Here is a 23,057-nt window from a genome sequence, read left to right as displayed (position 1 = left end):
TTTTTCATCGCACTAACTCATTTTCGAAGAAGAAAACTGGCGGCTGGGGAGTCACTATGGGGAACACATCGACCACGAGGCGGGCGCTGAGCGCGCTTGCGTCTGTCGTGACGGCGGCATTGCTCGTCGCCGGCATGACGACACTGGGTGCACAGGCGGCGTCGGCAGACGTCTCGTCGACACCACCGCCCCTGCTGCAGCGCGACGACAACGTCGTCACGTCGGATCCGATTCCGACCGTGCAGATCGACAACGGCTACGTCTGGTCTCAGACGACCATCGGTTCGACCGTGTACGCGGTCGGCAAGTTCGACAACGCCCGTGCGCCCCTGGCTGCCCCGGGAACGAGCCTGACGGCGCGTTCGAACGTTCTCGCCTATGACATCAACACCGGCCAGCTGCTGTCGTTCGCCCCGCAGGTGAACGGCGTGATCAAGGCTGTCGCCGCCTCGCCCGACGGAAGCCGCATCTACATCGGCGGCTCCTTCAACTCGGTCAACGGTCAGGCGCGCTGGAACTTCGCGGCCCTCGACGCCGTGACCGGTCAGCTCGTCCCCGGATTCTCGCCGTCCATCGGCGGCAGCGGCGTCTACGCGCTGGCCACCTCGGGATCGAGCGTCTACGTCGGCGGCCTGTTCACGCAGGGCAACGGAACGGCTCGCAAGAACCTCGCCGGCTTCAACGCCGCCAACGGTGCCCTGCTGAGCTGGGCACCGCAGACCGACCTCCAGGTCGACGCGATGGTCATGGACCCCGCGGGTCAGAACGTCATCGCCGCCGGCCGCTTCTCGCAGGTGAACGGCGACCTGACCATGCGCGGCACCGTCGCGCTGGACAAGACGACCGGTGCCGTCGACTCGTCGTGGGCGCTCCCGCAGACGGTCAAGAACGGCTCCAACACGGGCAGCAACTCGGGCAAGGCCGGCATCTTCGGACTCGCCGCCGATGCCACGGCCGTCTACGGCACCGGCTGGGTCTACGCCGACGCCGCCACGGGAAACCTCGAGGGCACGTTCGCGGCGGAGGCCGGAACCGGACAGGTCCGCTGGATCGCCGACTGCCTCGGCGACCACTACGGCGTCTACTCGACCGGCAAGGTCGTCTACACGACCAGCCACACGCACGCGTGCGGCACGATGAACCTGCACCCCGAGCAGAACCCGCGCACGCACCGCTACTCCGAGGCGTACACGGCCGATGCCCGCGGTTCGCTGGGCAACCAGCCCGCAGCCGGCGGCACCTACAAGAACTGGGCGGGCACCCCCGCGCCGTCTCCCTACGCCTGGACGCCCGACTGGGCCGTCGGCGTGACGACGGGCCTGGGGCAGGCCGGACTCTCCATCACCGGCGCCGGCAACATGATCTCGATCGGCGGCGAGTTCCGCTCGGTCAACAACGGTCGATTCGAGGGCCTCGTGCGCTTCTCGACGAACCCTCCGGGCGGAGCCAAGGACGGACCCCGCCTCGCCGCGGCCAACTGGACAGGCACTGCGCAGTCGTTCATTCCGGGTCGCGTCCGCGTCTCGATCCCGGCCAACTGGGACCGCGACGACCTGACGCTCACGTATGAGCTCCGTCGCACGGGCACGGCGACCCCTGTCGCCACGACAACGGCGAACGGAACCTGGTGGAACCGACCGGCCGTCATCCTCGAAGACAAGACCGCCACGCCGGGGTCGCAGCAGGAGTACACGGTCGTCGCGAAGGACGGCAACGGCAACACCGTGAGCAGTCAGGCGATGTCCGTGACCGTCGCATCGGGCACGGTCTCGAGCTACACCAACGCGGTCATCACGGATAGCCCGCAGCTGTACTACCCGTTGGGCACCGCGCCGCAGGACTGGGCGGGGGCGAACCCGCCGGTGTTCGGCTCGGGCGTGACGTCGTCGACCTCCGGTGTCGAGAACACCGCCACCGGTGCCTCGACCTTCTCCGGAACGAGCACGGGACGAATCTCGTCGACCGACAAGATCGCCGCCCCGACGGAGTTCTCGACCGAACTGTGGTTCAAGACGAACACGACGACCGGTGGGAAGCTTCTCGGCTACGGGAACGCGGCCTCGGGTGACTCCACGAGTTACGACCGTCATCTCTACATGACGAACAACGGTCGGCTGGTCTTCGGCACGTACAACGGCAGCACGCAGACCGTACAGAACTCCACGGCGTTGAACAACAATGCGTGGCACCATGCTGTGGCCACGCAGAGCGCTGCCGGCATGAAGCTGTACATCGACGGCGCTCTCGTCTCATCGGCAGCCGGTGCGACCACTGCCGAGAACTACGTCGGCTACTGGCGCGTCGGCGGGGACAACCTCAACGGCTGGCCGTCCGCGCCGAGCTCGATCAACTTCAAGGGTGCGCTCGACGAGGTCGCGGTCTACCCCTACGCGATGACCGCTGCACAGGTGCAGACGCACTACGGCATCGGCAAGGGCTTCCAGCCGCCGACCGCCGCCTTCACCGCGACGCCGACCGATCTCGCGGTGGCGTTCGACGCCAGTGCATCCGCACCGACCGGCTCGGCCACGATCACCGGCTACAGCTGGGACTTCGGTGACGACTCGGCGACGGCCACCGGCCAGACGGTCTCGCACACCTACACCGCCGCGGGAACCTACACGGCCAAGCTCACGGTCACGGACAGCAACGGGCTGGCCACCACGACCGAGAACCCGGTCGTGGTCCAGGCGGCGAATGTGCTGCCCACCGCCTCCTTCGAGGTCACGGGCACCGGTCTCTCGGTCTCCGCCGATGCCTCCGCCTCCACCGACTCCGACGGCACGATCACTTCGTACGACTGGAACTGGGGCGACGGATCGACGTCGAGCGGCCAGGTCGCCAGCCACGTGTACGCCTCGGCGGGCACGCGCACGGTGACCCTGACCGTCACCGACAACCGTGGTGGCACGGCGACCACCACGCGTGAGGCCGTCACGACCCATGCGAACCCGGTCGCGACGTTCACATCGACCGCGTCGGGGATGAACGTCGACGTCTCGGCCGCAGGGTCGAGCGCGTCCGACGGGGCGACGCTCTCCTACTCCTGGAACTGGGGCGACGGAACGCCTGCGGGTACAGGGGCGACCGCCGGCCACACGTACACCCAGCCGGGTGCGCATGACATCACCCTCACGGTCACCGACAGCCTCGGCGGCTCGGCGAGCGTCACGAAGTCCGTGACCGTTCAGGCGCAGGTGTTCGCAGCATCCGACTCGTTCGGCCGCGTCGTCTCGAGTGGCTGGGGCGCGGCTGATGTCGGCGGCACCTGGGCACCCATGAGCGGTTCGGCCGCCGTCACCTCCGTCGCCGACGGCGTCGGCAAGGTGAATCTCACCCCGGGTGAGACCCGCGAGATGCTGTTGCAGGGCACGTCGCTCCTCGACACGTCGGCGCGGATCACCTACTCGCTGGCCTCCGGACCGTCGACGGGTGTCGCGTACGAGGGACTCGGCGCACGTCGCTCCGGTTCGAACGGCTACCGTGCGCTCGCATGGCACCGTGCGGACGGCACCACGTGGCTCGTGATCCACCGCAACGGAACGGCCATCGCCAGCACCGCGGTCGCCGGTCTCACGTGGACCGCGGGAAGCACTTTCAACCTCGCCATGGAGACCACGGGTTCCGGAACCACGACGATCCGCGCGAAGCTGTGGGCGGCCGGCGCTGCAGAGCCCGCCAACTGGCAGCTCTCGACCACGGATGCGACGCCGGCCCTCCAGGCCGCCGGAGCCCCGACGGTGTTCTCCTACCGAGCCGGCAGCGCGACCGGCACCAACCTCGCGAGCTTCGACGACTTCACGCTGAAGAACCTCGGAGCCGCGACACCGCAGCCCGAGCCGCAGCCCGAGCCTCAGCCGACGAACGTCGCGCCGACCGCCGCGTTCACGGCGACGGCCACGGGCCTGACCGTCAACGTCAACGGCGGAGCGTCGACCGACTCGGACGGCACCATCGCCTCCTACGCCTGGAACTTCGGAGACGGAACGACAGGCACCGGAGCGACGAGCTCGCGGGCGTACACGGCGGCGGGCACCTACACGGTGACCCTCACGGTGACGGACGACAAGGGCGCGACCAACACCGCCACCCAGCAGGTCACGGTCACGGCACCTCCTGTCGAGCCGCAGCCTGAGCCCAACCCGGCAGCGCTGGCGAGCGATGAGTTCGACCGCACCGCTGGTCCCGGCTGGGGGAGCGCGGTCACCGGCGGTGCCTGGAGCATCGCCGGAGGCTCGCAGGCGGCGGCGACCGTCGCCGACGGCCAGGGCAAGCTGAGCCTGGTCGCCGGAGACACCCGTCATGCGACGCTCAACACGACGTCGATCGGTGATGCCCTCCTCGAGACGCAGTTCCGCGTCGATCAGGCTCCCGCCGCGGGTGGCGCCTACATCGGAGTCATCGCCCGTCAGACGGCCGCGGGGAAGTACTTCGCCCGCGCGTGGCTCCGTCCCGACGGAACCGTGTGGCTCGTGGTCCACCGTGAAGGGACCGTGGTGCTCACGCAGGCCGTGCCCGGGCTGGTCTGGGCGGCGAACACGTCGTACAGCCTGAAGGTGTCGGTCACCGGGTCGACCTCGACCGCCATCTCGGCGAAGATCTGGGCGACGGGTACCACCGAGCCGGCGAACTGGCAGATCAACGCGACGGATGCGACGCCGCTGGCTGCGGGAGCGGTCGGCCTCAGCGGCAACCGGTCGGGCAGTTCGACGGCGCCTCTGAACGTCTCGTTCGATTCGTTCCGCGTCACCGCGCCCCAGTAAGATCCTGACGCATGGCCACTGCTGTTCCGATCGCGCTCCTCGCCGTCGGAGGAATTGCAGCAGTGGCCATCGTCGTGTTCGTGCTCCGGCTGATGCCGCGCACCGCTTTCGTGGCCTGGGCGTGCGTGCTCTTCTTCGTGCCGCTCTGGGTCGGCGTGAACGTCGGCTTCTACTGGGCGGCGATCACGCTGCTCACGGCTTTGATGATCATCGTCAACTGGTCCGTCGTCCCTCTGCGGGCCGCGGATGCCTGGGTCGTGGCGTTCATCATCGTCATCGTCGGACTGTACGGCTTCGGCTCGGTGGACCTTCCGTCTCTCGTCGCCGCGCTGCTCGAGTGGGTCATCCCTTACCTCTGGGGGCGCGTCGTCCTCGCCCGCATCGCGCCGGGGTGGGTCACGTCGACGATCGCCGTGGTCGCGATCATCGCCGCGGTCCTCGGCATCGTCGAGTTCTTCACGTCGTTCAACCCGTTCGTGCTGATCCCGGGATCGGGCGTCATCTACGACACCTGGAGCCCTCTGCAGGAACGCGGCGGGGTCTTGAGGGTGGAAGGCGCGTTCGGGCATTCGATCGCCCTGGGAGCGGCCCTGGCGATGTCGTCGGCGTTCATCGTGGCGACGAAGTGGCGTCTGGTCCCGAAGATCGGCGGCGTCGTACTCATCGCCGTGGCGACGGTCCTGACGTTCAGTCGCGCGGGTCAGCTCACCCTCGTGCTCACTCTGGTGCTGTCCACGTTCCTGATCGTCGGGGTGTCCACCCGGTTCCGGGTCGCGATCGTCACCGCCGGCGTCATCGGCACCGTCATCGCGATCCCGATCATCGACTCCGTCTTCGGGGCGGCGGGCGATGAGGCCGGCGGCAGCGCGGACTATCGGACCGACCTCCTCGTGCTCCTCCAGCAGGTGCAGCTCTTCGGCAATCCGGGAGACTGGCATTCGCTCGTCTCGGGTGACTACTACCTCGGCTACTTCGCGCGCTCCGTCGACAACGCCCTCGTCCTCACCCTGCTCCGCTACGGCTACGTGCCGACCCTGCTGATCATGGCGGCGATCGTCTGCGCGGCGATCATGACCGTGCGACGTTCGACCCGGAGCCCGGCGTCCATCGCCGTCGTGGGGCAGCTGCCGAGCCTCGTGGTGGTCGCACTGATCACGCAGTACAGCATGTTCCTCTGGTTCTGCGTGGGGCTCGCGATCACGTGGGCCCGCGACGCCGACGCGCTCGGTGGAATGCGCGAGGGACCTGTGGAGATACGGCGGGGATCGCTCGAGACTTCGCGCCCGCCCCGTGGCGCCGTGGAGCGCCCTGCACAGTCATGAAGTCGTGGAATCGAACACTCCTCTAGAATCGAAGTCTGAGGGGGAATGGGGAGTCATGGGCGAGAGCCGGGTGAGTCTGCGCGTCATCGCCAGCTCGTTGCGCAAGTTCTGGTGGATGGTCGTGCTCTTCGGGGTCGTCGGGGCCGCGGGCTCCTACGGGTACGCCTCGCTGCAGACCCCGCTCTTCCAGGCGACGACCTCGCTCTACTTCGCTCTCAATCAGGGCACCAGCGCCTCCGACCTCAACCAGGGCTCTGTGTACACGCAGAGCCAGATGCTGTCCTTCGCGCAGCTCGCGACGAGCTCGCGGGTGCTCGATCCCGTCATCGAGGAGCTCGGCCTCGACACGACGCCGCGCGCTCTCGCGCGTGACATCGAGGTCACGATCCCGCAGAGCACCGTGACGCTGCGCATCACGGGGATCACCGATGACGCGAAGGAGGCCGCCGAGCTGGCCGACGCCGTGGCCGAACAACTCATCATCGTGGTCAAGGATGTGGCGCCGAAAGACCCACAGGGCGAATCCACGATCACCGCTCAGGTGATCGATGATGCCGTCGTGCCCGAGTTCCAGTTCACACCGAGCAAGCCTCGCGACGCTCTCCTCGGAGGCTTCCTGGGTGGCGTCCTCGGACTCGCCATCGCGGCGTTGATCGGTGTGCTCGACACCCGCATGCGCACCGAGGAGACGCTGACCGAGGCGGGCGGCGACCCTGTGCTGGGCGTCGTCTCGAAGTCTCCGCTGCTGGCCATGCGCGGTATCGCTGTGGCCCAGGAGCCGCTGGGCCACACCTCCGAGGAGTTCCGTCGCATCCGCTCGGCGCTCGCCTACGCGAACGTCTCCTCACGGGTGAAGGTGCTGCTGGTGACGTCGGGCATGCCGTCCGAGGGCAAGTCGACCGTCTCGGTGAATCTCGCCATGACGCTCGCCGGGCTGCGCAACTCCGTCCTGCTGATTGACGCCGATATGCGGCGGCCGCGGGCTCACGAGCACGCCGGCATCGACGGCTCGATCGGACTCACGAGCGTGCTGCTCGACGAGGTCGAGTTCGAGGTGGCCAAGCACAGCGTGGCAGACAGCACACTCGACATCCTCCCCGCCGGCACCATCCCGCCGAATCCTGCGGAGTTGCTCACCTCCGCTCGCATGGCGCAGCTGCTCGACTTCGCTGCGGCGGAGTACGACTACGTCGTGATCGATTCTCCGCCCATCCTGAGCGTGGCGGACGCGAACCTCTTCGCCACCCAGACCGACGGCGTGATCCTCGTGGTCGACGCGACCAAGACCCGTCGCGCCGCCCTCGCGAAGAGCGTCAAGTCGCTCGAATCGGGTGGCGCGCGCATCCTCGGCACCGTCCTGAACCGTGCTCGTCCGGATCGACACCGCAGCGAGTACTACAGCGACTGACGCGATGCCTCGACGCGGAAACACCGCGCAGGCGACGGAGTATATCGGTGTGACGCGGTGTTCGTTTGTCTTTGCCCCGGTAGCCGGGTATTCTTCATGAGTTGCGAGGGGGACTCGCTCTTTGCTGCCGGGGTCTAAACTGCGGCGGAGATGCGGGGTGATCATGAATCTGCCCCAGAAGACGGTGACATCGTGTCCACTCCGTTCCTCGATCTCGCATCACGCGAGTCCGCGACTCCGCCTCGGCGACGCTCTCGAAAGCTCCTCGCAGGTGCACTGACGGCCACCCTTGCGCTCACTGCCGCGCTGACAACCGTTCCGTCGTCGGCATTGGCCGACGACGCCGTGACTCTCGCACAGTCCCAGGCATCGGCGGACACCCCGGTCATCGACGATGACATGGATCGCGCCGTCGGCTCCGGATGGGGCTCGTCGCCCGAGGGGCCCTGGCGCGTCGTGGAGGGAACGGCGAGCGTGACAGGCGCGCAGGCCCTGCTCGCGAGCCGCAAGCCCGGCATCACCGCCCGAGCGACCGTCGACGGTGTCGCCGCGACCGACGTGGACAGCCGCTTCTCGCTGACCGTCCCCGAGCTTCCGGTGGGAGGGCCGCTCTACCTCTCCCAGGCTGTCCGCGTGTCCGGTGCCGACTCCTATGGGGTGCGTGTGCGCGTGCATCCCGACGGCTCTGCCTATGTGTCGATCGTGCGTCTCACGGACCTCATGCGCGTGCAGCACCTCAGCGAGCGCAGACTCCCGCTCACGGTGACGGGCGACACCACGCTGACCGTGGCACTCAGCGTCACCGGCACGAGCCCGGTGGAGTTGGGCGCCAAGGCCTGGGAATCGGGCGCTGCGGAGCCGACTGACTGGCAGGTGACGTACTCCGACGATTCGGCTGACCGGATCCAGGCGGCGGGTGGCTACGCCTTCTCGCTCTACACGTCTTCGGGTGCTCGGACCGCCGTTCCGGTCGGAATCGACGACGTCTCAGTCACCACTCCCACCACGGTGCCGGAACCTTCCACCGAGCCCACGCCTGCGCCGGAGCCGACGCCTGCGCCGGAGCCCACGCCTGCGCCGGAGCCCACGCCTGCGCCGGAGCCCACGCCTGCGCCGGAGCCCACGCCTGCGCCGGAGCCGACACCATCCCCGTCGCCCGAGCCGACGGCCTCGCCGACTCCGACTCCGACTCCGACGCCGACGCCGACTCCGACTCCGACTCCGACACCGGCGCCCGAGCCCGAGCCGGTGCCGCCGGGAACGCCGGAGGGCGTGCGCGGGACTCCCGGTGCCCATGCGCCCGGAACGCTCGCCTACGACGCCCCGGCGACGGCGGTCTATGTCTCTCCCTCGGGAGTCGACGGAGCCTCGGGAACCAAGAACTCGCCCGTCAAGACGGTCGCTGCCGCGCTGCGCGTCGTTCCGAACGGAGGGACGATCGTCCTGCGCGGCGGTTCCTACCACGAGGAGATCGTGGTGCCCGCGCAGAAGCGGGTCACGATCCAACCGGCACCGAACGAGTCGGTCTGGCTCGACGGTGCGAAGCCGGTCACGGGGTGGAAGGCCTCGGGACGCACATGGGTCGTCGAGGGCTGGAACACGGCTCTCGACGCCAGTCCGACCTACACCAAGGGGGCGCCGGACAACACTCAAGCCGAGTGGCGCTTCGTCGATCCGGCCCACCCGATGGCCGCACACCCTGACCAGGTCTGGGTCGCCGGGGTGCAGCTGCGGGAGGTGGCCTCTGCATCGCAGGTCTCGGACGGCACCTTCTTCGTCGATGATGCGGCCAAGCGCCTGGTGATCGGAACGAACCCCACGGGCGCATCCGTCGAGGCGAGCGTGCTCACGCAGGCTCTGTCGATCCGCTCGGCAGGCAGCGAGGTGCGTGGAATCGGCGTGCGCCGCTACGCCACCAGCGTTCCGCAGATGGGCACCGTGATCGCGGCAGCCCCGAACGTCGCGCTCACCGACGTGACCATCCGCGACAACTCGACGACGGGCTTCTACTCGTGGGCCCCCGGGACGACGCTGACCCGCGTGTCGTTGATCGGGAACGGCCTGCTCGGAGGAGGAGCTTCGCAGGCGGATGGGCTCAAAGTGACCCAGATGCTCTCGGTGGGCAACAACATGGAGCACTTCAACGATTCCCCGGTCTCCGGCGCCTTCAAGGTCACGCGGACTCGCGGGGTGACGGTGACGGACAGCGCATTCACCGGCAACGACGGACGAGGACCGTGGTTCGACGAATCGGTGCTCGACATCGCGTTCACAGGCAACGACGTGATCGGCAACACCGGCCACGGCGTCATGGTCGAACTGTCGGAGCGGGCCGTGGTGGCCGACAATGTCATCGCCCGAAACGGCGAGTTCGGGCTGTTCGTGCTCAATTCCGGCAATGTGAAGATCTGGAACAACACCTTCGTCGGCAACGGCAACCGGAACATCAGCATCGGGATGGATGCCCGACGCGCGTCCGACCCGAACACGCCTGGCCACGACCCGCGCACACGGTACGCGCCGCAGGCCTCCTGGATCGTGCGCAACGTCGTGATGTCGAACAACGTCATGGCAGAGAGCGCCGGAAACTGCCTGGTCTGCGTGCAGGACTTCTCCATGCAGTACACCGGGTCCCAGATGGTGTCGAGCGTCAACGGGAACCTCTACCAGCGCACATCGCCGGGGACGCCCCGATGGTTCTCCGCGTGGTCGAAGGGAGCGGTCTCCAGGGACCCCGCCGTGAGCGATACGCTCGCCGGGTTCACGGCCACGACGGGTCAGGACCGGCGTTCGCAGTTCATCGAGGGTGCTCCGGTCGTCGATGGCTCCTTCACGCTGCTTCCGCCGTTCGCCGCCGCCCAGGGCTCTGTTGCCGTCCCGGTGCCGTCTGATATCGCTTCAGTATCACGACTCCCCGGCAGCAGCACGACGCTGGGGGCCCTGCCCCGGTGACGATGTAAGCATGGGCTCTCTTCTCGCCGTCGGCGCGCGTGCGCTGACGATGGTCATCGCGCTGGTCTGCGGCGTCCTCACGACCCGGATGATCATCGGGGGTGCCGGCGTCGACAGCTTCGCCCTGTACACGCTGCTGACGACGATCCCCTCTCTGCTCACGTTCACCGACCTCGGCAGCGGGGCGGTTCTGGTCAACGCGGTCGCGACGAGCGAGAACGTGCGTACAGACGAGAAGCTGCGATATCAGCTCACATCGGTCGGCCGCGTTCTGCTGATGTTCGCGGCGACGGCGATGGCGATCAACACGATCCTCGTGCTCACCGGAGCCTGGGAGCTGGTGTTCGGCGAAGCAGGCGGTCGCCCCGGCGCTTCGCTGGCCGCGTTCTACTGCGTCACCATCTTCTGCCTCGGCATCCCCCTCGGGGTCTGGGCGCGGATCATGCTGGGGCAGCGCCGCAACCACATCGTCATCCTCCTCCAGGGCCTGATCTCACCCCTGACCATGACCGGTGTCTGGCTGATGCTGACGTTCGGCGGTGAGAACCTTCACTCCTTCGTCGCCATCGCCTCTTTCGCGGCCTCCTTCATCGTCTCGCTGCTCGGCATCCTCATCACGGCGCGCACGACGTCCCCCCTGATTCCCGCGGCTGCGCGGATGGTCCTGCGCCCTCGGCGGTATCCGGGAGTCCGGGTGATGGACGTGGGGTGGCCGATGCTGGCGCAGATGGTGACCTATCCCATCGCCGTGGGCTCCCAGCGGTACGTGATCGCCCAGCTCGGTGGTCCCACCGATGTGGCGGAGTACGGAGTGGCGGGACAGGTCTTCTTCGCGCTCAACGGACTGGTGATGGCGGGTGGACTCGCGCTCTGGCCCCATTTCGCGAAGAGTCGCCACGACGGCGATCTCCGGCGGGGACCGTTCCTGCTGTCGGTCCTGTTCGCGTCCGCCATCGCCGTCGCGACCGTGATGGTGTGGCTCGTCGGTCCGTGGCTGTTCGGCTTCATCACGCAGGGTGAGCTCACCGTGCGGCCGAGCACGATCTTCGCGTTCGGTCTGATGATCATGATGACCGCGGCGGTGTACCCCCTGGGCATGTTCATCATGGACAAGCCGGGAATCCGCTTCCAGGTGATCCCCACGCTGAGCATGGCCGCCGTCGGCATCACGCTCTCGTTCGTGCTGACCCCGGTGCTGGGGATCGCGGGACCGTTGATCGGCGTCGCCTTCGCGCTCGTCGTCTGCCAGCTGATCCCGTTCTCGATCTACATCGTCCGGAACAAGAAGCGGCTGACGGTCGGAGATCTCGACCCGGTGTAGTCCGATCCGGGCGGATCGACGCCGGAGACAGTGTGTCGGCGGCCGTCAGCTCAGGACGTGCGCTGTGATGCTCGAGCGATAGACAGCGGGAGCGTGTCGACGGAGTGCCTCTGCGCGGCTGTCCGCGACGCTCGAGACCATCTCGTCCCAGCGGGTGTCGATATCGGTCAGGGCCGTTGCGATGGAGTCGGGGTCGCCCGCGGTGACGAGCTGCGCAGTGCCGTAGCCGCCTGCTGCTTCCCGAAGACCGCTGCTGTCGCTGGCGATCACGGGGCGCAGGGCGAGGATCCCCTCGACGGCGGTGTTCCCGAAGGGCTCGTCGATCCGCGAGGGGACGAGGAGCACATCGGTCTTCTCCAGGAACGGCCAGATGTCGGTGTGGAACCCGGCGAAGTCGACGGAGACCCCGGCATCGGCTGCCTGTGCCCGCAACTCGGCCTCGAACCACTCGTAGCCTTCGAAGACCGCGCCGAGAAGGGTCACGTCCACAGCGCGTCCGGCGGCGTGCAGTCGGGAAGCCGCCTCGATCACGAGATCGGGCCCCTTGCGAGGGGAGAGACGTCCGATGTAGAGCACACGGAGCGGCCCGTCGGTGTGGGGGCGGGGCGATACCGGATGCGGGGGAGAGGCGACGCCGTTGTAGACGACGTGTGAGCGCCGGGCGAGGGCGGGCAGCGCGGCGTGGATCGTGTCCAGACTGAATCGGCTGTTCACCAGGGTGCGGTGGGAGGCCAGGTGTGGGGAGTAGAGGATGCCGTTGACGAGCCGGTTTCCCGAAGCCTCGGCCTCATGGACGTGGCTCACCGTTCGGATGCCCCGCAGCCGGGCGATCAGCGGCCATTCGGGGATGATGATCGTCGACACGTAGACGACGTCCGGGCGTAGGTGGCCGAGCAGGCGCCACGCGGCACCGAGGCCACGGAAGGTGTCACGGAAGAGTTTGGGCAGCCCTCGGGGCGTCAGGAGGACCTTGCGCAGCACGAGCATCGGGACGATGACGACCTCGACCCCGGCAGCACGCAGTTCCTTCACGAGGAGCCCGGAGCTCGGAAGCGCGACGACGACGCGCGCCCCGGACTCGACCAGGCCGATCGCGCTCTCCAGAAGCATGCGGTCGGAACCGAACAGCTCGGCACCCGGATGCACGAGCAGGACGGTGCGCTGCCCTCCGTTGCCGCTCATGAGCCGTCCGCTCCGGCGTCCGCCGCGGCGGGAGCGGGGGCCCAGTCCGTCTGTCGGCGACGTGCTCGTCGCGCCGATGGGTGGATGGTCGCACGCTCGGCGATCCGATGCGCGAGCGTTTCGTACTCGTCCGCGACGTCGTCCCAGCGGAACCGGGTGCGGGCGATCTCCCGCACCGCCGTGCCCCGTGCCGCGGCGAACGCCGGATCGGCCTCGGCCGCCACGACGTGCGCAGCGACATCGGCGGCGTCGGCGAAGAACCACCCGTTGCCGTCGAGTACTTCGCGGTTGAAGGGAACGTCGAAGCCGATCACGGCGGTCCCGGCCCCCATGGCCCGAAGGAGCGAGGGATTGGTCCCGCCCACGGAATGTCCGTGTACGTAGGTGAGCGCATTCGCGTACAGTGCGTCGAGCAGGTCCTGGTCGTACACGCCACCGACGAGGCGGATCCGTTCGTCGCCATCGGCCACGCGCTGTATCTCCTGGGTGTATCCCGCGCTGTACGGCGCGGAGCCCACGACCACGAGAGGGAGCTTCGCGTCGCTGTCTCGGTAGCCCTCCACGATCTCCAGCACGTGATTCTCCGGCTCGAACCGCGCCACGACGAGGTGATAGCCCTTCGTGCTGAGCCCCATCTCGGCCACGCCGCGTTCGGGAAGCTCGTCGAGGATGGGGGCGCCGTAGCGGATGAGTTCGGTGGGCACATCGAACTGGTGCCGGTAATAGTCGGCGATCCCCGGCGCATCGGCGATCAGAGCATCTGCCGTGCGTACCCCGAACTGCTCGGCCCAGCGGTAGTAGGCCTTGCCTCGTGGCCCCCATTTGGAGCGTCGCCATTCGAGACCGTCCATGTGCAGCGCGACCGGTGCACGACGCAGCCGGAAGAGGGGCAGGAACGGCGAGTTGGCCGCGTTGAACACGAACGTCGCGTCGGGACGCCGGCGGAACACGAGGTGCAACGCCGACAGCCCGGTGTGGCTCAGCGTCTCGATCTGCTTCACGGGGACGGCAGGAAGATGCACGACCCTCATGCCGAGGTACTCCTTCTCACGCCGCTCGGAGCCGCGGGTGTACACGACGACATCGTGTCCGCGGTCCGCGAGTCGGCGTCCGACCTCTTCGATGGCGGTTTCGAAACCGCCGTAGGCCGCGGGCACTCCTCGGGTCCCCACCATCGCGATGGTGAGGCGGTTCGAATTGCTCATCCGATCAGTATGCCCCGCTGGGCTGCACCATGACCTTGGCGGTACGCCACATGATCTGCAGGTCGTTCATCACGGACCAGTTCTCGACGTACCGCAGGTCGAGGCGGACGCTCTCATCCCAGGAGAGGTCGCTTCGCCCGGAGACCTGCCACAGACCGGTGATGCCGGGCTTGATGTAGAGGCGCCGGAAGACGGTGCCGTCGTAGTCGGTGACCTCGCTGGGCAGCGGCGGGCGCGGCCCGACCACACTCATGTCGCCGATGAGGACGTTCCAGAACTGCGGCAGCTCATCGAGAGAGAGTTTGCGCAGAACCTTGCCGACGCGGGTGACGCGCGGGTCGTCCTTCATCTTGAAGAGGAGCCCGGCGCCCTGGTTCTGTTCCTTGAGGGCGGCGAGCTGCTGCTCGGCATCCGTCTTCATCGAGCGGAACTTGACCATCTTGAAGCGGCGACCGTCACGGCCGACGCGCTCCTGGAAGAAGAAGACCGGACCGGGGGAGTCCAGCTTGATGAGCACGGCGAGCACGGGAGCCAGCAGACCGATCGGGATCAGCGCCAGCGTCGCCACGGCGACGTCCAGTGCACGCTTCAGGAGGTGCTGGCCGCCTTCGTAGGTGGGGATCTGCACCTGGATCAGCGGCAGGCCCTCCACCGGGGCGAAGGAGATGCGGGGACCCGCCACATCGGTGAGTCGGCTGGACAGCACGAGCTCGGCAGCGGTCCCTTCGAGCTGCCAGCTCAGCTGCTTGACGAACTCGGGCTCACCCTCGGGGCGGCTCGCCACGATGATCGTGTCTGCACCGACTTCGGCCGCGACCGACGACACGGAGTTCACGTTCCCCAGAACCGGGAACCTCGTGTCGTCGATCACGATGTCGCGCGCGTTGCCGTCGAGCAGCGTCGCGCCGACCACCTTGTAGCCGGATGCGCCGATCGGGTGCAGCGTCCGGACCACATACTCCACGTCGTCCCTGTTGCCGACGACGAGAGTGCGGGAGGCGAACCTCCCCTGGGAGCGCTGCTTCTGCAGCCAGTGGCGCCACAGCCACCTGGTCACCAGAAGAGTCAGCACACCGACGGGCAGCCCCAGCAGCAGCGTCAGTTGCATCGACTTCCATGCGAGCAGGACCGCCACGATGGCGATGATCCCGAAGGCGAGTCCGGAGGCGTGCACGACGCCCCGATACTCGGTGGCACTAGCGCGGAACAACGCGGCGTCCCGCGTGTGCATCGCGCTGAGCATGAGGTACCACAGCGCGGCGAGCGGAATGCCGTCGCGCATGACCTCGAGCCCGGAGACGCCGGAGGCCAGCTGGACCGCTGCCGTCAGACCGAGCGCGAACAGGATGACAGCTGCATCCGTCGTCCGCAGACGCATCCGATAGCGACGCTCCCACTGACGGCGTCTTTCCAGAGTCGCCGAAGCACGCGGTGTGACCACCGTGCGCGTCACCGACTTGGCAGCTCGCGGAGCCGCGACCGGCACGAAGCCCGTCCGAGCGATGCTCAGAGCATCCTCGACGGAAGTCATGCCGAGGCCTCGTGAGCCGTGAATGTACGCAAAAATCCCCAGTGCGACATGTGTTTCCCCAGTTTCCCCAGACCATGAACCCCACGTTCACGGCATTCGTCTGCGTCCCGACCCCTCGGGTCCTGCTGAAACTCTCCGTGATTCCCACATCACGGAGTGCGTTCTCACCGTCCCACACGGTGAGCGCTGACAGCAGGCACTGCAGACCTGATCCACTGTAGCGGAACATCGTCGCCACGGGAAGGTAATTCTGGTGAATGGACGAACGGGGGCGGCGAGGAGCGCCTGGTCGGGGGCTATCCTGTCGCGGTGACCGCGAACACCGACACTCCACGCTTCCAGCTCCGAACGATGCTGCCGCGCGACCCTTCTCAGCCGCATCGCACCGCGAGCCCGCTCGAGCTCTTCTTCGATCTGGTCTTCGTCGTGGCGGTGAGCATCGCCTCCGCACAGCTGCACCATGCCCTCAGCGAAGGGGATTTCCTGCACGGGGTCACCTCCTACGCGATGCTGTTCTTCGCGATCTGGTGGGCCTGGATGAACTTCACCTGGTTCGCCACGTCGTTCGACACCGATGACTGGCTCTATCGCGTCACGACGTTCGTGCAGATGGGAGGAGTCCTCGTCTTCGCCGCCGGCATCCCCGCGGCGTTCAACGAGAGCGACTTCACCATCCCGGTACTCGGATATGTCGTGATGCGCGTGGCGATGGTGGCGCAATGGCTGCGAGCGTCACGATCGGCCGGTGGACTGCGTTCGGCGACGCGCCGGTACGCGTTCGGCATCGCCGCGGTCCAGGTGCTGTGGATCCTGTTCCTCCTGATCCCGGCGGGACCTCTGCAGTTCGCCGCCTTCGTGGTCTTCGCCCTCATCGAGATCAGTGTTCCGGTGTTCGCCGAATTCCGGAGGCAGACGCCGTGGCATCCGCACCACATCACCGAGCGCTACGGGCTGTTCACGTTGATCGTGCTCGGTGAGAGCCTTCTCGCATCCGCGAACGCCATCATCGATGCGCTTCACGAGGTCGAGAGTCTCGGCCCGCTGATCGCGATCTCCGTCCTCACGCTCGTGGTCACGGCGTCGTTGTGGTGGATCTACTTCTGGCCCCCGCATCACCGTGCGATCACGAGCTTCGGCCGCTCGCTGCGCTACGGCTATACGCACTATTTCGTCTTCGCCGCCGCGGCGGCCTTCTCGGCCGGGATCGAGGTCGAGATCGACGTGCTGACCGGCAAGAGCCACCTGTCGAACCTCGCGGCCTCGTTCACGGTGACGATCCCGATCGCGATCTTCCTCGTGGGCATCTGGTGGATCGCGATCCGCCAGAACGCCGATCGCGTGGTGAACACGGTCGTTCCTCTCGGCGCCCTGCTGGTGCTGCTCGATCCGGTGTTGCCGATCCCTGTCACCCTCACCGCGCTCGTCCTTGTCGTGGTCGTGGTGGTGCTGGTGCTTCATCCTCCCGTGGAGTCCACGCGCATGGACGCCACGCGCATAGACAAGGCATAGCGCGGACAGAGGGTTCTGATCGGAAGCTCCGCGACGCTGGGGATAGGCGCCAGACGCCCGTCGACGAGGAGACAGATCATGAGCATCCCGGAACCCACCCAGACCCCTGACGGTCCCGCCTACGAGGGGCGTCTGCTCGACCGTGTGGACGAGGAGGTGGTCGATCAGGGGGCAGCCTTCGACATCCGTACGCTGCTGAGCCGGCGCGGGGTGCTCGGACTCGCGGGGATCGGGCTCGGCGCCGTCGTCCTCGCGGCCTGCGCGCCGGCGGCATCGGGCGGATCGACGAGCGCCGCCACGCCGAGCGCGACCGCGGGGACTTCCAGCGGCGATGTCGCGGGCGTGGGTGAGATCCCCGACGAGACGGCGGGCCCCTACCCCGGCGACGGCTCGAACGGCCCCGACGTGCTGGAGGACGCGGGGATCGTCCGTCAGGACATCCGGTCGTCGATCGACGGCGGGGCGACGGCAGACGGCGTTCCGCTCACGTTCGAGTTGCATGTGTTCGATCTCGCGAACGGGGGAGTGCCCTTCGCCGGAGTCGCGGTGTACGCGTGGCACTGCACGGCGCAGGGTGAGTACTCGATGTACTCCTCCGGCCTGGAAGATGTGACGTACCTGCGCGGCGTGCAGGTGGCGGATGCCGACGGCAGGGTCTCGTTCACCTCGGTGTTCCCGGGATGCTACTCGGGGCGCTGGCCCCACATCCACTTCGAGGTGTATCCGGACGTCGGGTCGATCACCGATTCGACCGCGGCCATCGCCACGTCGCAGCTCGCGCTCCCCGAGGCGGCATGCACGGATGTCTACGCCGAGGCCGCTTACGACGGATCCGCGAGCAACCTCGCGCAGATCACGTTGGCGAGCGACAACGTCTTCGGTGACGATTCCGCTGCGCTGCAGCTGGCCGCGGTCACCGGAAGCGTGCGGGACGGGTATGCGGCCACTCTCGTGGTGGGTGTCGACACCGCGACTGCTCCGGCGATGAGCGGAGGGCAGGGTGGTCCCGGCGGTGGGGGACAGCCGCCGTCGAACTGAGCAGCGAACGGCGATGAGAGGCCTGTGGGATCGATCTGCTATAGTTATAGTGCAGCGTGTGTGCATCGCCCCTCTCGGCCGCCACGTCGCCACTGATCAGGGCCATTACGGACCGCGCACATCGATGCGTGCGGAATCCGCCCTCGGTCTCACATCTTGCGGAGCGCCCACGCGTGTCCGCCACACAGCAATGAGCATCACCATGAGCACCACCACCTTTCCCCCGTCCGACCCGTTGACCTGGAAGCAGGCCGACACCGATGTGCACGTCGCGACGCGCGACGGCGAGTTCGCCGGCTTCGTCGAGTTCGATGGCACTGCGCACCTCGTGCGCGACAACCACGGCGCCGAGCTCGGCGTCTTCGACACGCTCGACGACGCCTTCCGCGCGCTCGAAGACGCGGTCCGTTCCGAGCGGCGCGGATCCGTCTTCCCGACGATTGTGCCGCGCGCCTGGCGTCGCCGAACCCGCCGCGCTCGCGCCTGAGCGTGGCGGGAACCCCTGCACGCCCGCCCGTGACTGGGGGCTCGGCGAGAGGTTCCGATGTATTCCCTGACGCGTATAGAGCTAGGGCTACTGTGAGGTAAGCGTTGGGCAGCTGCCTTGGGCTTTCACAGCTCAAGGGCTCCGATCGTCAGGAGAAGATCATCTCCATCACACAGATCGAACCGACCGCGGCAACGCTGGGTCCGATTCGTCAGACGTATTCCGGTAACGCGGACTTCCCTCCCATGGCGAAGGCGTACAAGCAGGTTTCGCAGGTCGTCAAGGAGACCGGGCTGCTTCAGCGCACCCAGTGGTTCTACATCTTCGTGGCCACCGGTGTCGCTGTGGCGCTCGGCGGCCTCATCACCGGCTTCATCCTGCTCGGTGACAGCTGGTTCCAGTTGCTCATCGCCGCGGGCCTCGGCATCGTCCTCACGCAGATCGCCTTCCTCGGCCACGAAGCCGCCCACCGTCAGATCCTCTCCACGGGGCCGGCGAACTTCAAGCTCGCCCGCATCGTGATCGCCAGCATCGGCATGAGCTACTCCTGGTGGGATTCGAAGCACACCAAGCACCACGGCAACCCGAACCAGGTCGGCAAGGACCCCGACATCGAGGTCGACACGATCTCGTTCCTCGAAGAAGACGCCGCGAAGGCGAAGGGCCTGATCAAGCTGATCACCCGCAAGCAGGGGTGGCTGTTCTTCCCGCTGCTGACGCTCGAGGGGCTGAACCTCCACTTCCTCGGGCTGAAGTACCTCACGACGACGAAGAACGTCAAGGGACGCTGGACCGAGCTCGGCATCATCGCGCTGCGGTTCGCCCTCATCCTGGTGCCCGTGTTCATGATGCTCCCGCTCGGAATGGCCTTCGCCTTCATGGGCGTGCAGTTCGCGGTGTTCGGCGTCTACATGGGCGCAGCGTTCGCGCCGAACCATAAGGGCATGCCGATCATCGAGCCCGGCGCCCGTCTCGACTTCTTCACCAAGCAGGTGCGCACCTCCCGCAACATCAGCGGCGGATGGTGGACGACCTGGCTCATGGGCGGGCTGAACTACCAGGTGGAGCACCACCTCTTCCCGAGCATGCCGCGACCGCACCTGGCGAAGGCGCGCGAGATCGTGCGCGACTACTGCGCGGCGAATGACGTGCCGTACACGGAGACCAGCCTCGGCCGCTCGTACATGATCGTGATCGAGTACCTGAACCGCGTCGGACTGTCTGCCGGTGCCGATCCCTTCGACTGCCCGGCAGTCGCACAGTTCGGCCGGGCGTAGCCCCCGATCTCACCGGGCCCTGATCAGCCCGGGGACGACAGAGGCGCGAGCAGGAATTCCTGCTCGCGCCTCTGTCGTGTGTGCGTCTACTTGGAGGACTTCTTCTTGGTCTCCACCACGTCGATCGTGATCTTCTCGAGGGGGCGATCGTCGTCGAGCTCGTCTTCGAGCACCTCGTCACCGAGGAAGGTCTCCTCCGGCGTCTCGGCTGCGGCGACCTGGTCGGCGACCTCTGCAGGTGCTGCGGTGACGGGTGCATCCGCTCCGGTGAGCTCCGTCGGCAGTGCGTCGTCGGAGAAGATGCCGTCGGGGCGGATCAGCTCGCGCACCTCGGCCATGAAGCTCGACAGCTGCTGCTGCTGCCACCGCAGCTGACGGGTGCGATCCTCTGCGTCGTGCAGTACCGCCGTGGTGTGGCCGGTGACCGAGTCGACGATCTTCTGCGCCTTCGCGCGAGCGCGCTCGAGGGTCTCGCGCGCACGGACCTGCGCTTCGGCCTCGATCGCCTGCGCCTGCGAGCGGGTCAGGCGCTCGTAGTCCTCGGCGCGTGCCGAGATGCGCTGGGCATGCTCGAGCGATGCGGTGACCTGCTCGTTCGCGTCATTGGTGATGCGCTCGGCGTGGGCCACAGCCTGATTGTGCAGCACGAGGAACTCCTGCTGCGCGTCGTCTTGACGGCGGGTGAGGGTCTCCTCGAACTCCAGCACGCGCGCGTTCATGTCGCGGACGTCGCGCTCGGCGTCGGCACGCAGCTGGGTGGTCTCGCGCGTGACGAGGGAGCGCAGCGCGGCCGCGCCCTTCTCGGCTTCCGTGCGGATCGCCGTGGCCTCCTGCGCCGCCTGGTTCACCTTCTCCGCTGCGTGTGCGGCTTCGCGCTCGATGCGCGCTTCGTGTGCCGTGTACTCGGTGTCCATCTTCAGGCGCACCTGTTCGGCGTCGCGCTGCGCCTGGGCGGTGATCCGCTCGGCGTCGGCCTCGGCTTCGGCACGCTGCGCGGCCACCTCCTCACGGGCGGAGGTCATCAGACGGTCGGCCTGCACCGCCGCGTTCTGGATGAGGACGTTCGCCTGCTCTTCGGCGACCCGCAGGATCGCCTCGAACTGCTGACGGGACGGTGCCTCTTCCCCGTCGGGCTGCGGGGCATCGACGAGCTCGGACGTCAGCGTCGCGACCTGCTGCTCGGCGTCCAACGCCTTGACCTTGGCGGCAGTCAGCTCACTTTCGAGGGCCTCACGGGCCTTGCGCTCCTCTTCACGCACGGCTTCGACGGCGTCCTCTTCACGGGCCTGCGCCTCGGCGACGTCGGCGGCGGCCTGCTTGAGCTGATTGCGAAGGGTCGCCAGCGCGGCGTCGACCTCTGCCTTGTCATAGCCGCGGAAGCCGACGGTGAAGGCGCCCTGCTGGTCGCGCGGGGTGGTCTCGATCAGCTGATCGAAGAAGTCCGGGGAGCGCTCGCCATCGCGGTCGGCGGTTCCGGGGGATTCGCTCATGGTTCTAGCCTTTCTGGCGTGGTCACACCGGGAGCGGCGGCTCCGTCCCGACAGTCGGGACCGTGTGGACCGGAGGAGGTCGTCAGGGCGCACGCCACCACCATGACCCGGCGGAGCCCGGCGGGCAGGGCGCGCTCCCCAGCCTAGTTGCGTCGGCTGTGAGTTGCGCGCCCGTCTTCTGCTCCCGCGGGCGGAGACGGAGATCGCGGTGCCGGGCAGGTCACGTGTCGCGCATCCAGCGCGCGTTCCGGTCGTCGAGAGGGTCGCCGCGTGTGTACCGGACAGGTGGTCCGTCTGCGACCGAGATCCCCTGGGCTCGTGCCGCGGACGCGATGCGCTCCCGCAGATCGACCCAGGGCTGCACCGTCTGCGGAAAACCGAAGTACTCACGGAACGTCTCGATCTGCAGCCGGGTGCCTTCGGCGACGGGGATGAGCCGCACGACGGTGTCGTCCGGCTCGACGAACCGGATGCCGTAGGCGCCGTCATCGCGGATGACGTACTCCCGCTCCTTCTCCACCATCGCCGACGCCACGATCTCGCGAGCACGACCTTCGGGCGCCTGGATCACCAGCGTGGTGCCGAGCACGCCGAGGGCTGTGTCGAGCCGGTCCGAGGCGAACCTCTTCCCCGCTCTCGAACCGGCTTCGGAGGCACCCCGGCTGAAGCGTTTCCTCAGGAGCGGGCCGCCGACGATCAACGCGAGGATCGGCAGGCCGAGAAGGAGGTAGGGGGCGGGGTCCACGGGCACAGCGTATCCGGATCCGCGTGTGCTCCGGTGCGGTCGGGGAGCGACGTCAGACGGGGGTGACCAGGTGGTCGAGGACCAGCTCGCCCGAGGCGTTGAGGGCCTGCATCATCTCCGCGATCAGCCGGGGGTCGATGGGCGGCTGCTCCGCCGCGTCGTACCCGAACTGGAGTGGGATCGCCGGGTGGATCCAGACGGTGGCGCGCTTGTCGACGCCGTCGGTGACGGGTCGCCACGTCATCATGAAGCTCTCCTGGCGGCGGAGCTTCGTCGAGATGACTATCTTCAGGTGCGCCAGCGTCGCGTCCTCGATGAGGATCGGATCGGAAGTCCCGTCGTAGCGCAGTCTGCCCATGAGAGCACGCTACACCGCGCGCGTACTGCCTCTTCTGAGGTCTGTGCGCAACCCCCTCTGCGAGAGGTGATCCCCTCGATACCGTCGCAGCATGACGACAGCGGAGTGACAACGAGTGGAGGGCAAGGTGCAGACGATGGCGCGGACGCGGATTGCGCTCAACGAATCGGAATTCTTCCTGGCTCAGGGTCAGGACGTCGCCGAGCTGAGAGGGCGCATGGAAGAGGCGATGCGCGCCGGAGGAGGGTTCGTCGAATTCGTCGTGGTGGGCAATCGATCGGTCAGCGTGCTCATCACCGCGGCGACCCAGGTCGTGATCTCGGTCGAGACGGTGGAGTTCGACGCGCGCGACACCGGCGACAGTGCGGTGCCGTATGGTGGCGAGTACGACCTGCTGTGAGCGCGGGGTGACGTTGGCTCGCCCGGCGATCCTCCGACTCCTCGGCGACGCGGATACCGGCAGTTGCGT

At 67.6% G+C, this 23,057-nt stretch carries 16 protein-coding genes; 10 read left to right on the top strand and 6 right to left on the bottom strand.

What is annotated here, in order from left to right; all coding sequences use genetic code 11:
- The first annotated feature begins 56 nt into the window (after positions 1-56).
- The 5 genes from GLO27_RS10500 to GLO27_RS10475 all read left to right on the top strand — a co-directional run bounded on the left by GLO27_RS10500 (position 57) and on the right by GLO27_RS10475 (position 11,766).
- Positions 57-4,763 (top strand): PKD domain-containing protein, encoded by a 4,707-nt coding sequence (locus GLO27_RS10500; RefSeq protein WP_208323596.1) that lies wholly within the window; start codon positions 57-59, stop codon positions 4,761-4,763.
- 11 nt (positions 4,764-4,774) lie between these two features.
- Positions 4,775-6,085, top strand: a complete 1,311-nt coding sequence (locus GLO27_RS10495; protein WP_167254711.1) for a hypothetical protein — start codon at positions 4,775-4,777, stop codon at positions 6,083-6,085.
- Between the two features lie 55 nt (positions 6,086-6,140).
- A complete protein-coding gene (locus GLO27_RS10490; RefSeq protein WP_029258764.1) occupies positions 6,141-7,493 on the top strand; it encodes a polysaccharide biosynthesis tyrosine autokinase in 1,353 nt (450 codons plus the stop codon).
- 192 nt (positions 7,494-7,685) lie between these two features.
- Positions 7,686-10,445, top strand: coding sequence for a right-handed parallel beta-helix repeat-containing protein (locus tag GLO27_RS20260; RefSeq protein WP_208323595.1), 2,760 nt, complete (start codon positions 7,686-7,688; stop codon positions 10,443-10,445).
- Positions 10,446-10,455: 10 nt separating this feature from the next.
- The gene (locus GLO27_RS10475) at positions 10,456-11,766 is read left to right on the top strand and encodes a hypothetical protein (protein WP_021198741.1); all 1,311 of its coding nucleotides are present in this window, start codon (positions 10,456-10,458) and stop codon (positions 11,764-11,766) included.
- 45 nt (positions 11,767-11,811) lie between these two features.
- Here GLO27_RS10475 and GLO27_RS10470 read toward each other — a convergent pair whose 3' ends face one another.
- From GLO27_RS10470 to GLO27_RS10460, 3 genes are read right to left on the bottom strand one after another with little or no spacing between them, the layout of a single operon-like run.
- Positions 11,812-12,948, bottom strand: a complete 1,137-nt coding sequence (locus GLO27_RS10470; RefSeq protein WP_167254707.1) for a glycosyltransferase — start codon at positions 12,946-12,948, stop codon at positions 11,812-11,814.
- Positions 12,945-14,153, bottom strand: a complete 1,209-nt coding sequence (locus GLO27_RS10465; protein WP_167254705.1) for a DUF1972 domain-containing protein — start codon at positions 14,151-14,153, stop codon at positions 12,945-12,947. The genes GLO27_RS10470 and GLO27_RS10465 overlap by 4 nt, the downstream gene beginning before the upstream one ends.
- 4 nt (positions 14,154-14,157) lie before the next feature.
- Complete coding sequence (locus GLO27_RS10460; protein ID WP_167254703.1) at positions 14,158-15,684, bottom strand: sugar transferase; 1,527 nt, start codon at positions 15,682-15,684, stop codon at positions 14,158-14,160.
- A 351-nt stretch (positions 15,685-16,035) separates the two neighbouring features.
- On the opposite strand from GLO27_RS10460, the gene GLO27_RS10455 reads away from it, so the two are divergent.
- From GLO27_RS10455 to GLO27_RS10440, 4 genes are all read left to right on the top strand, one after another.
- Entirely contained in the window at positions 16,036-17,193 is a 1,158-nt protein-coding gene (locus tag GLO27_RS10455) for a low temperature requirement protein A (RefSeq protein ID WP_167254797.1), read from the top strand.
- Between the two features lie 78 nt (positions 17,194-17,271).
- Positions 17,272-18,231 carry an intradiol ring-cleavage dioxygenase gene (locus GLO27_RS10450; protein WP_167254701.1) on the top strand — a complete coding sequence of 320 codons (960 nt, stop codon included), beginning with the start codon at positions 17,272-17,274 and terminating at the stop codon, positions 18,229-18,231.
- A 202-nt stretch (positions 18,232-18,433) separates the two neighbouring features.
- The gene (locus GLO27_RS10445; RefSeq protein ID WP_136025275.1) at positions 18,434-18,718 is read left to right on the top strand and encodes a hypothetical protein; all 285 of its coding nucleotides are present in this window, start codon (positions 18,434-18,436) and stop codon (positions 18,716-18,718) included.
- A 158-nt stretch (positions 18,719-18,876) separates the two neighbouring features.
- Positions 18,877-19,995: an acyl-CoA desaturase gene (locus GLO27_RS10440; protein WP_318386957.1), complete on the top strand. Its 1,119-nt coding sequence runs from the start codon at positions 18,877-18,879 to the stop codon at positions 19,993-19,995.
- Positions 19,996-20,081: 86 nt separating this feature from the next.
- On the opposite strand, the gene GLO27_RS10435 is transcribed toward GLO27_RS10440, so the two are convergent.
- The 3 genes from GLO27_RS10435 to GLO27_RS10425 all read right to left on the bottom strand — a co-directional run bounded on the left by GLO27_RS10435 (position 20,082) and on the right by GLO27_RS10425 (position 22,588).
- Positions 20,082-21,485 (bottom strand): DivIVA domain-containing protein, encoded by a 1,404-nt coding sequence (locus GLO27_RS10435; RefSeq protein WP_167254699.1) that lies wholly within the window; start codon positions 21,483-21,485, stop codon positions 20,082-20,084.
- Positions 21,486-21,705: 220 nt separating this feature from the next.
- Positions 21,706-22,230 carry a hypothetical protein gene (locus tag GLO27_RS10430; protein ID WP_235045213.1) on the bottom strand — a complete coding sequence of 175 codons (525 nt, stop codon included), beginning with the start codon at positions 22,228-22,230 and terminating at the stop codon, positions 21,706-21,708.
- Between the two features lie 52 nt (positions 22,231-22,282).
- A complete protein-coding gene (locus tag GLO27_RS10425; RefSeq protein ID WP_021198731.1) occupies positions 22,283-22,588 on the bottom strand; it encodes a hypothetical protein in 306 nt (101 codons plus the stop codon).
- Between the two features lie 136 nt (positions 22,589-22,724).
- On the opposite strand from GLO27_RS10425, the gene GLO27_RS10420 reads away from it, so the two are divergent.
- Positions 22,725-22,988 carry a hypothetical protein gene (locus GLO27_RS10420; protein ID WP_208323594.1) on the top strand — a complete coding sequence of 88 codons (264 nt, stop codon included), beginning with the start codon at positions 22,725-22,727 and terminating at the stop codon, positions 22,986-22,988.
- The last annotated feature ends 69 nt before the right edge of the window (positions 22,989-23,057 follow it).

It is taken from the genome of Microbacterium sp. Be9, assembly GCF_011754135.1.
GTDB classification, from domain to species: Bacteria; Actinomycetota; Actinomycetes; order Actinomycetales; family Microbacteriaceae; genus Microbacterium; species Microbacterium maritypicum_A.
This window is presented reverse-complemented; position numbering and strand designations above follow the sequence as displayed.

What these genes read in the sequence shown, in the direction of transcription:
- GLO27_RS10500 (WP_208323596.1), top strand. Translation starts at nt 57, where the DNA reads ATGGGGAACACATCGACCACGAGGCGGGCGCTGAGCGCGCTTGCGTCT.
- GLO27_RS10495 (WP_167254711.1), top strand. Translation starts at nt 4,775, where the DNA reads ATGGCCACTGCTGTTCCGATCGCGCTCCTCGCCGTCGGAGGAATTGCA.
- GLO27_RS10490 (WP_029258764.1), top strand. Translation starts at nt 6,141, where the DNA reads ATGGGCGAGAGCCGGGTGAGTCTGCGCGTCATCGCCAGCTCGTTGCGC.
- GLO27_RS10475 (WP_021198741.1), top strand. Translation starts at nt 10,456, where the DNA reads ATGGGCTCTCTTCTCGCCGTCGGCGCGCGTGCGCTGACGATGGTCATC.
- GLO27_RS10470 (WP_167254707.1), bottom strand. Translation starts at nt 12,948, where the DNA reads ATGAGCGGCAACGGAGGGCAGCGCACCGTCCTGCTCGTGCATCCGGGT.
- GLO27_RS10465 (WP_167254705.1), bottom strand. Translation starts at nt 14,153, where the DNA reads ATGAGCAATTCGAACCGCCTCACCATCGCGATGGTGGGGACCCGAGGA.
- GLO27_RS10460 (WP_167254703.1), bottom strand. Translation starts at nt 15,684, where the DNA reads ATGACTTCCGTCGAGGATGCTCTGAGCATCGCTCGGACGGGCTTCGTG.
- GLO27_RS10455 (WP_167254797.1), top strand. Translation starts at nt 16,036, where the DNA reads ATGCTGCCGCGCGACCCTTCTCAGCCGCATCGCACCGCGAGCCCGCTC.
- GLO27_RS10450 (WP_167254701.1), top strand. Translation starts at nt 17,272, where the DNA reads ATGAGCATCCCGGAACCCACCCAGACCCCTGACGGTCCCGCCTACGAG.
- GLO27_RS10445 (WP_136025275.1), top strand. Translation starts at nt 18,434, where the DNA reads ATGAGCACCACCACCTTTCCCCCGTCCGACCCGTTGACCTGGAAGCAG.
- GLO27_RS10435 (WP_167254699.1), bottom strand. Translation starts at nt 21,485, where the DNA reads ATGAGCGAATCCCCCGGAACCGCCGACCGCGATGGCGAGCGCTCCCCG.
- GLO27_RS10425 (WP_021198731.1), bottom strand. Translation starts at nt 22,588, where the DNA reads ATGGGCAGACTGCGCTACGACGGGACTTCCGATCCGATCCTCATCGAG.
- GLO27_RS10420 (WP_208323594.1), top strand. Translation starts at nt 22,725, where the DNA reads ATGGCGCGGACGCGGATTGCGCTCAACGAATCGGAATTCTTCCTGGCT.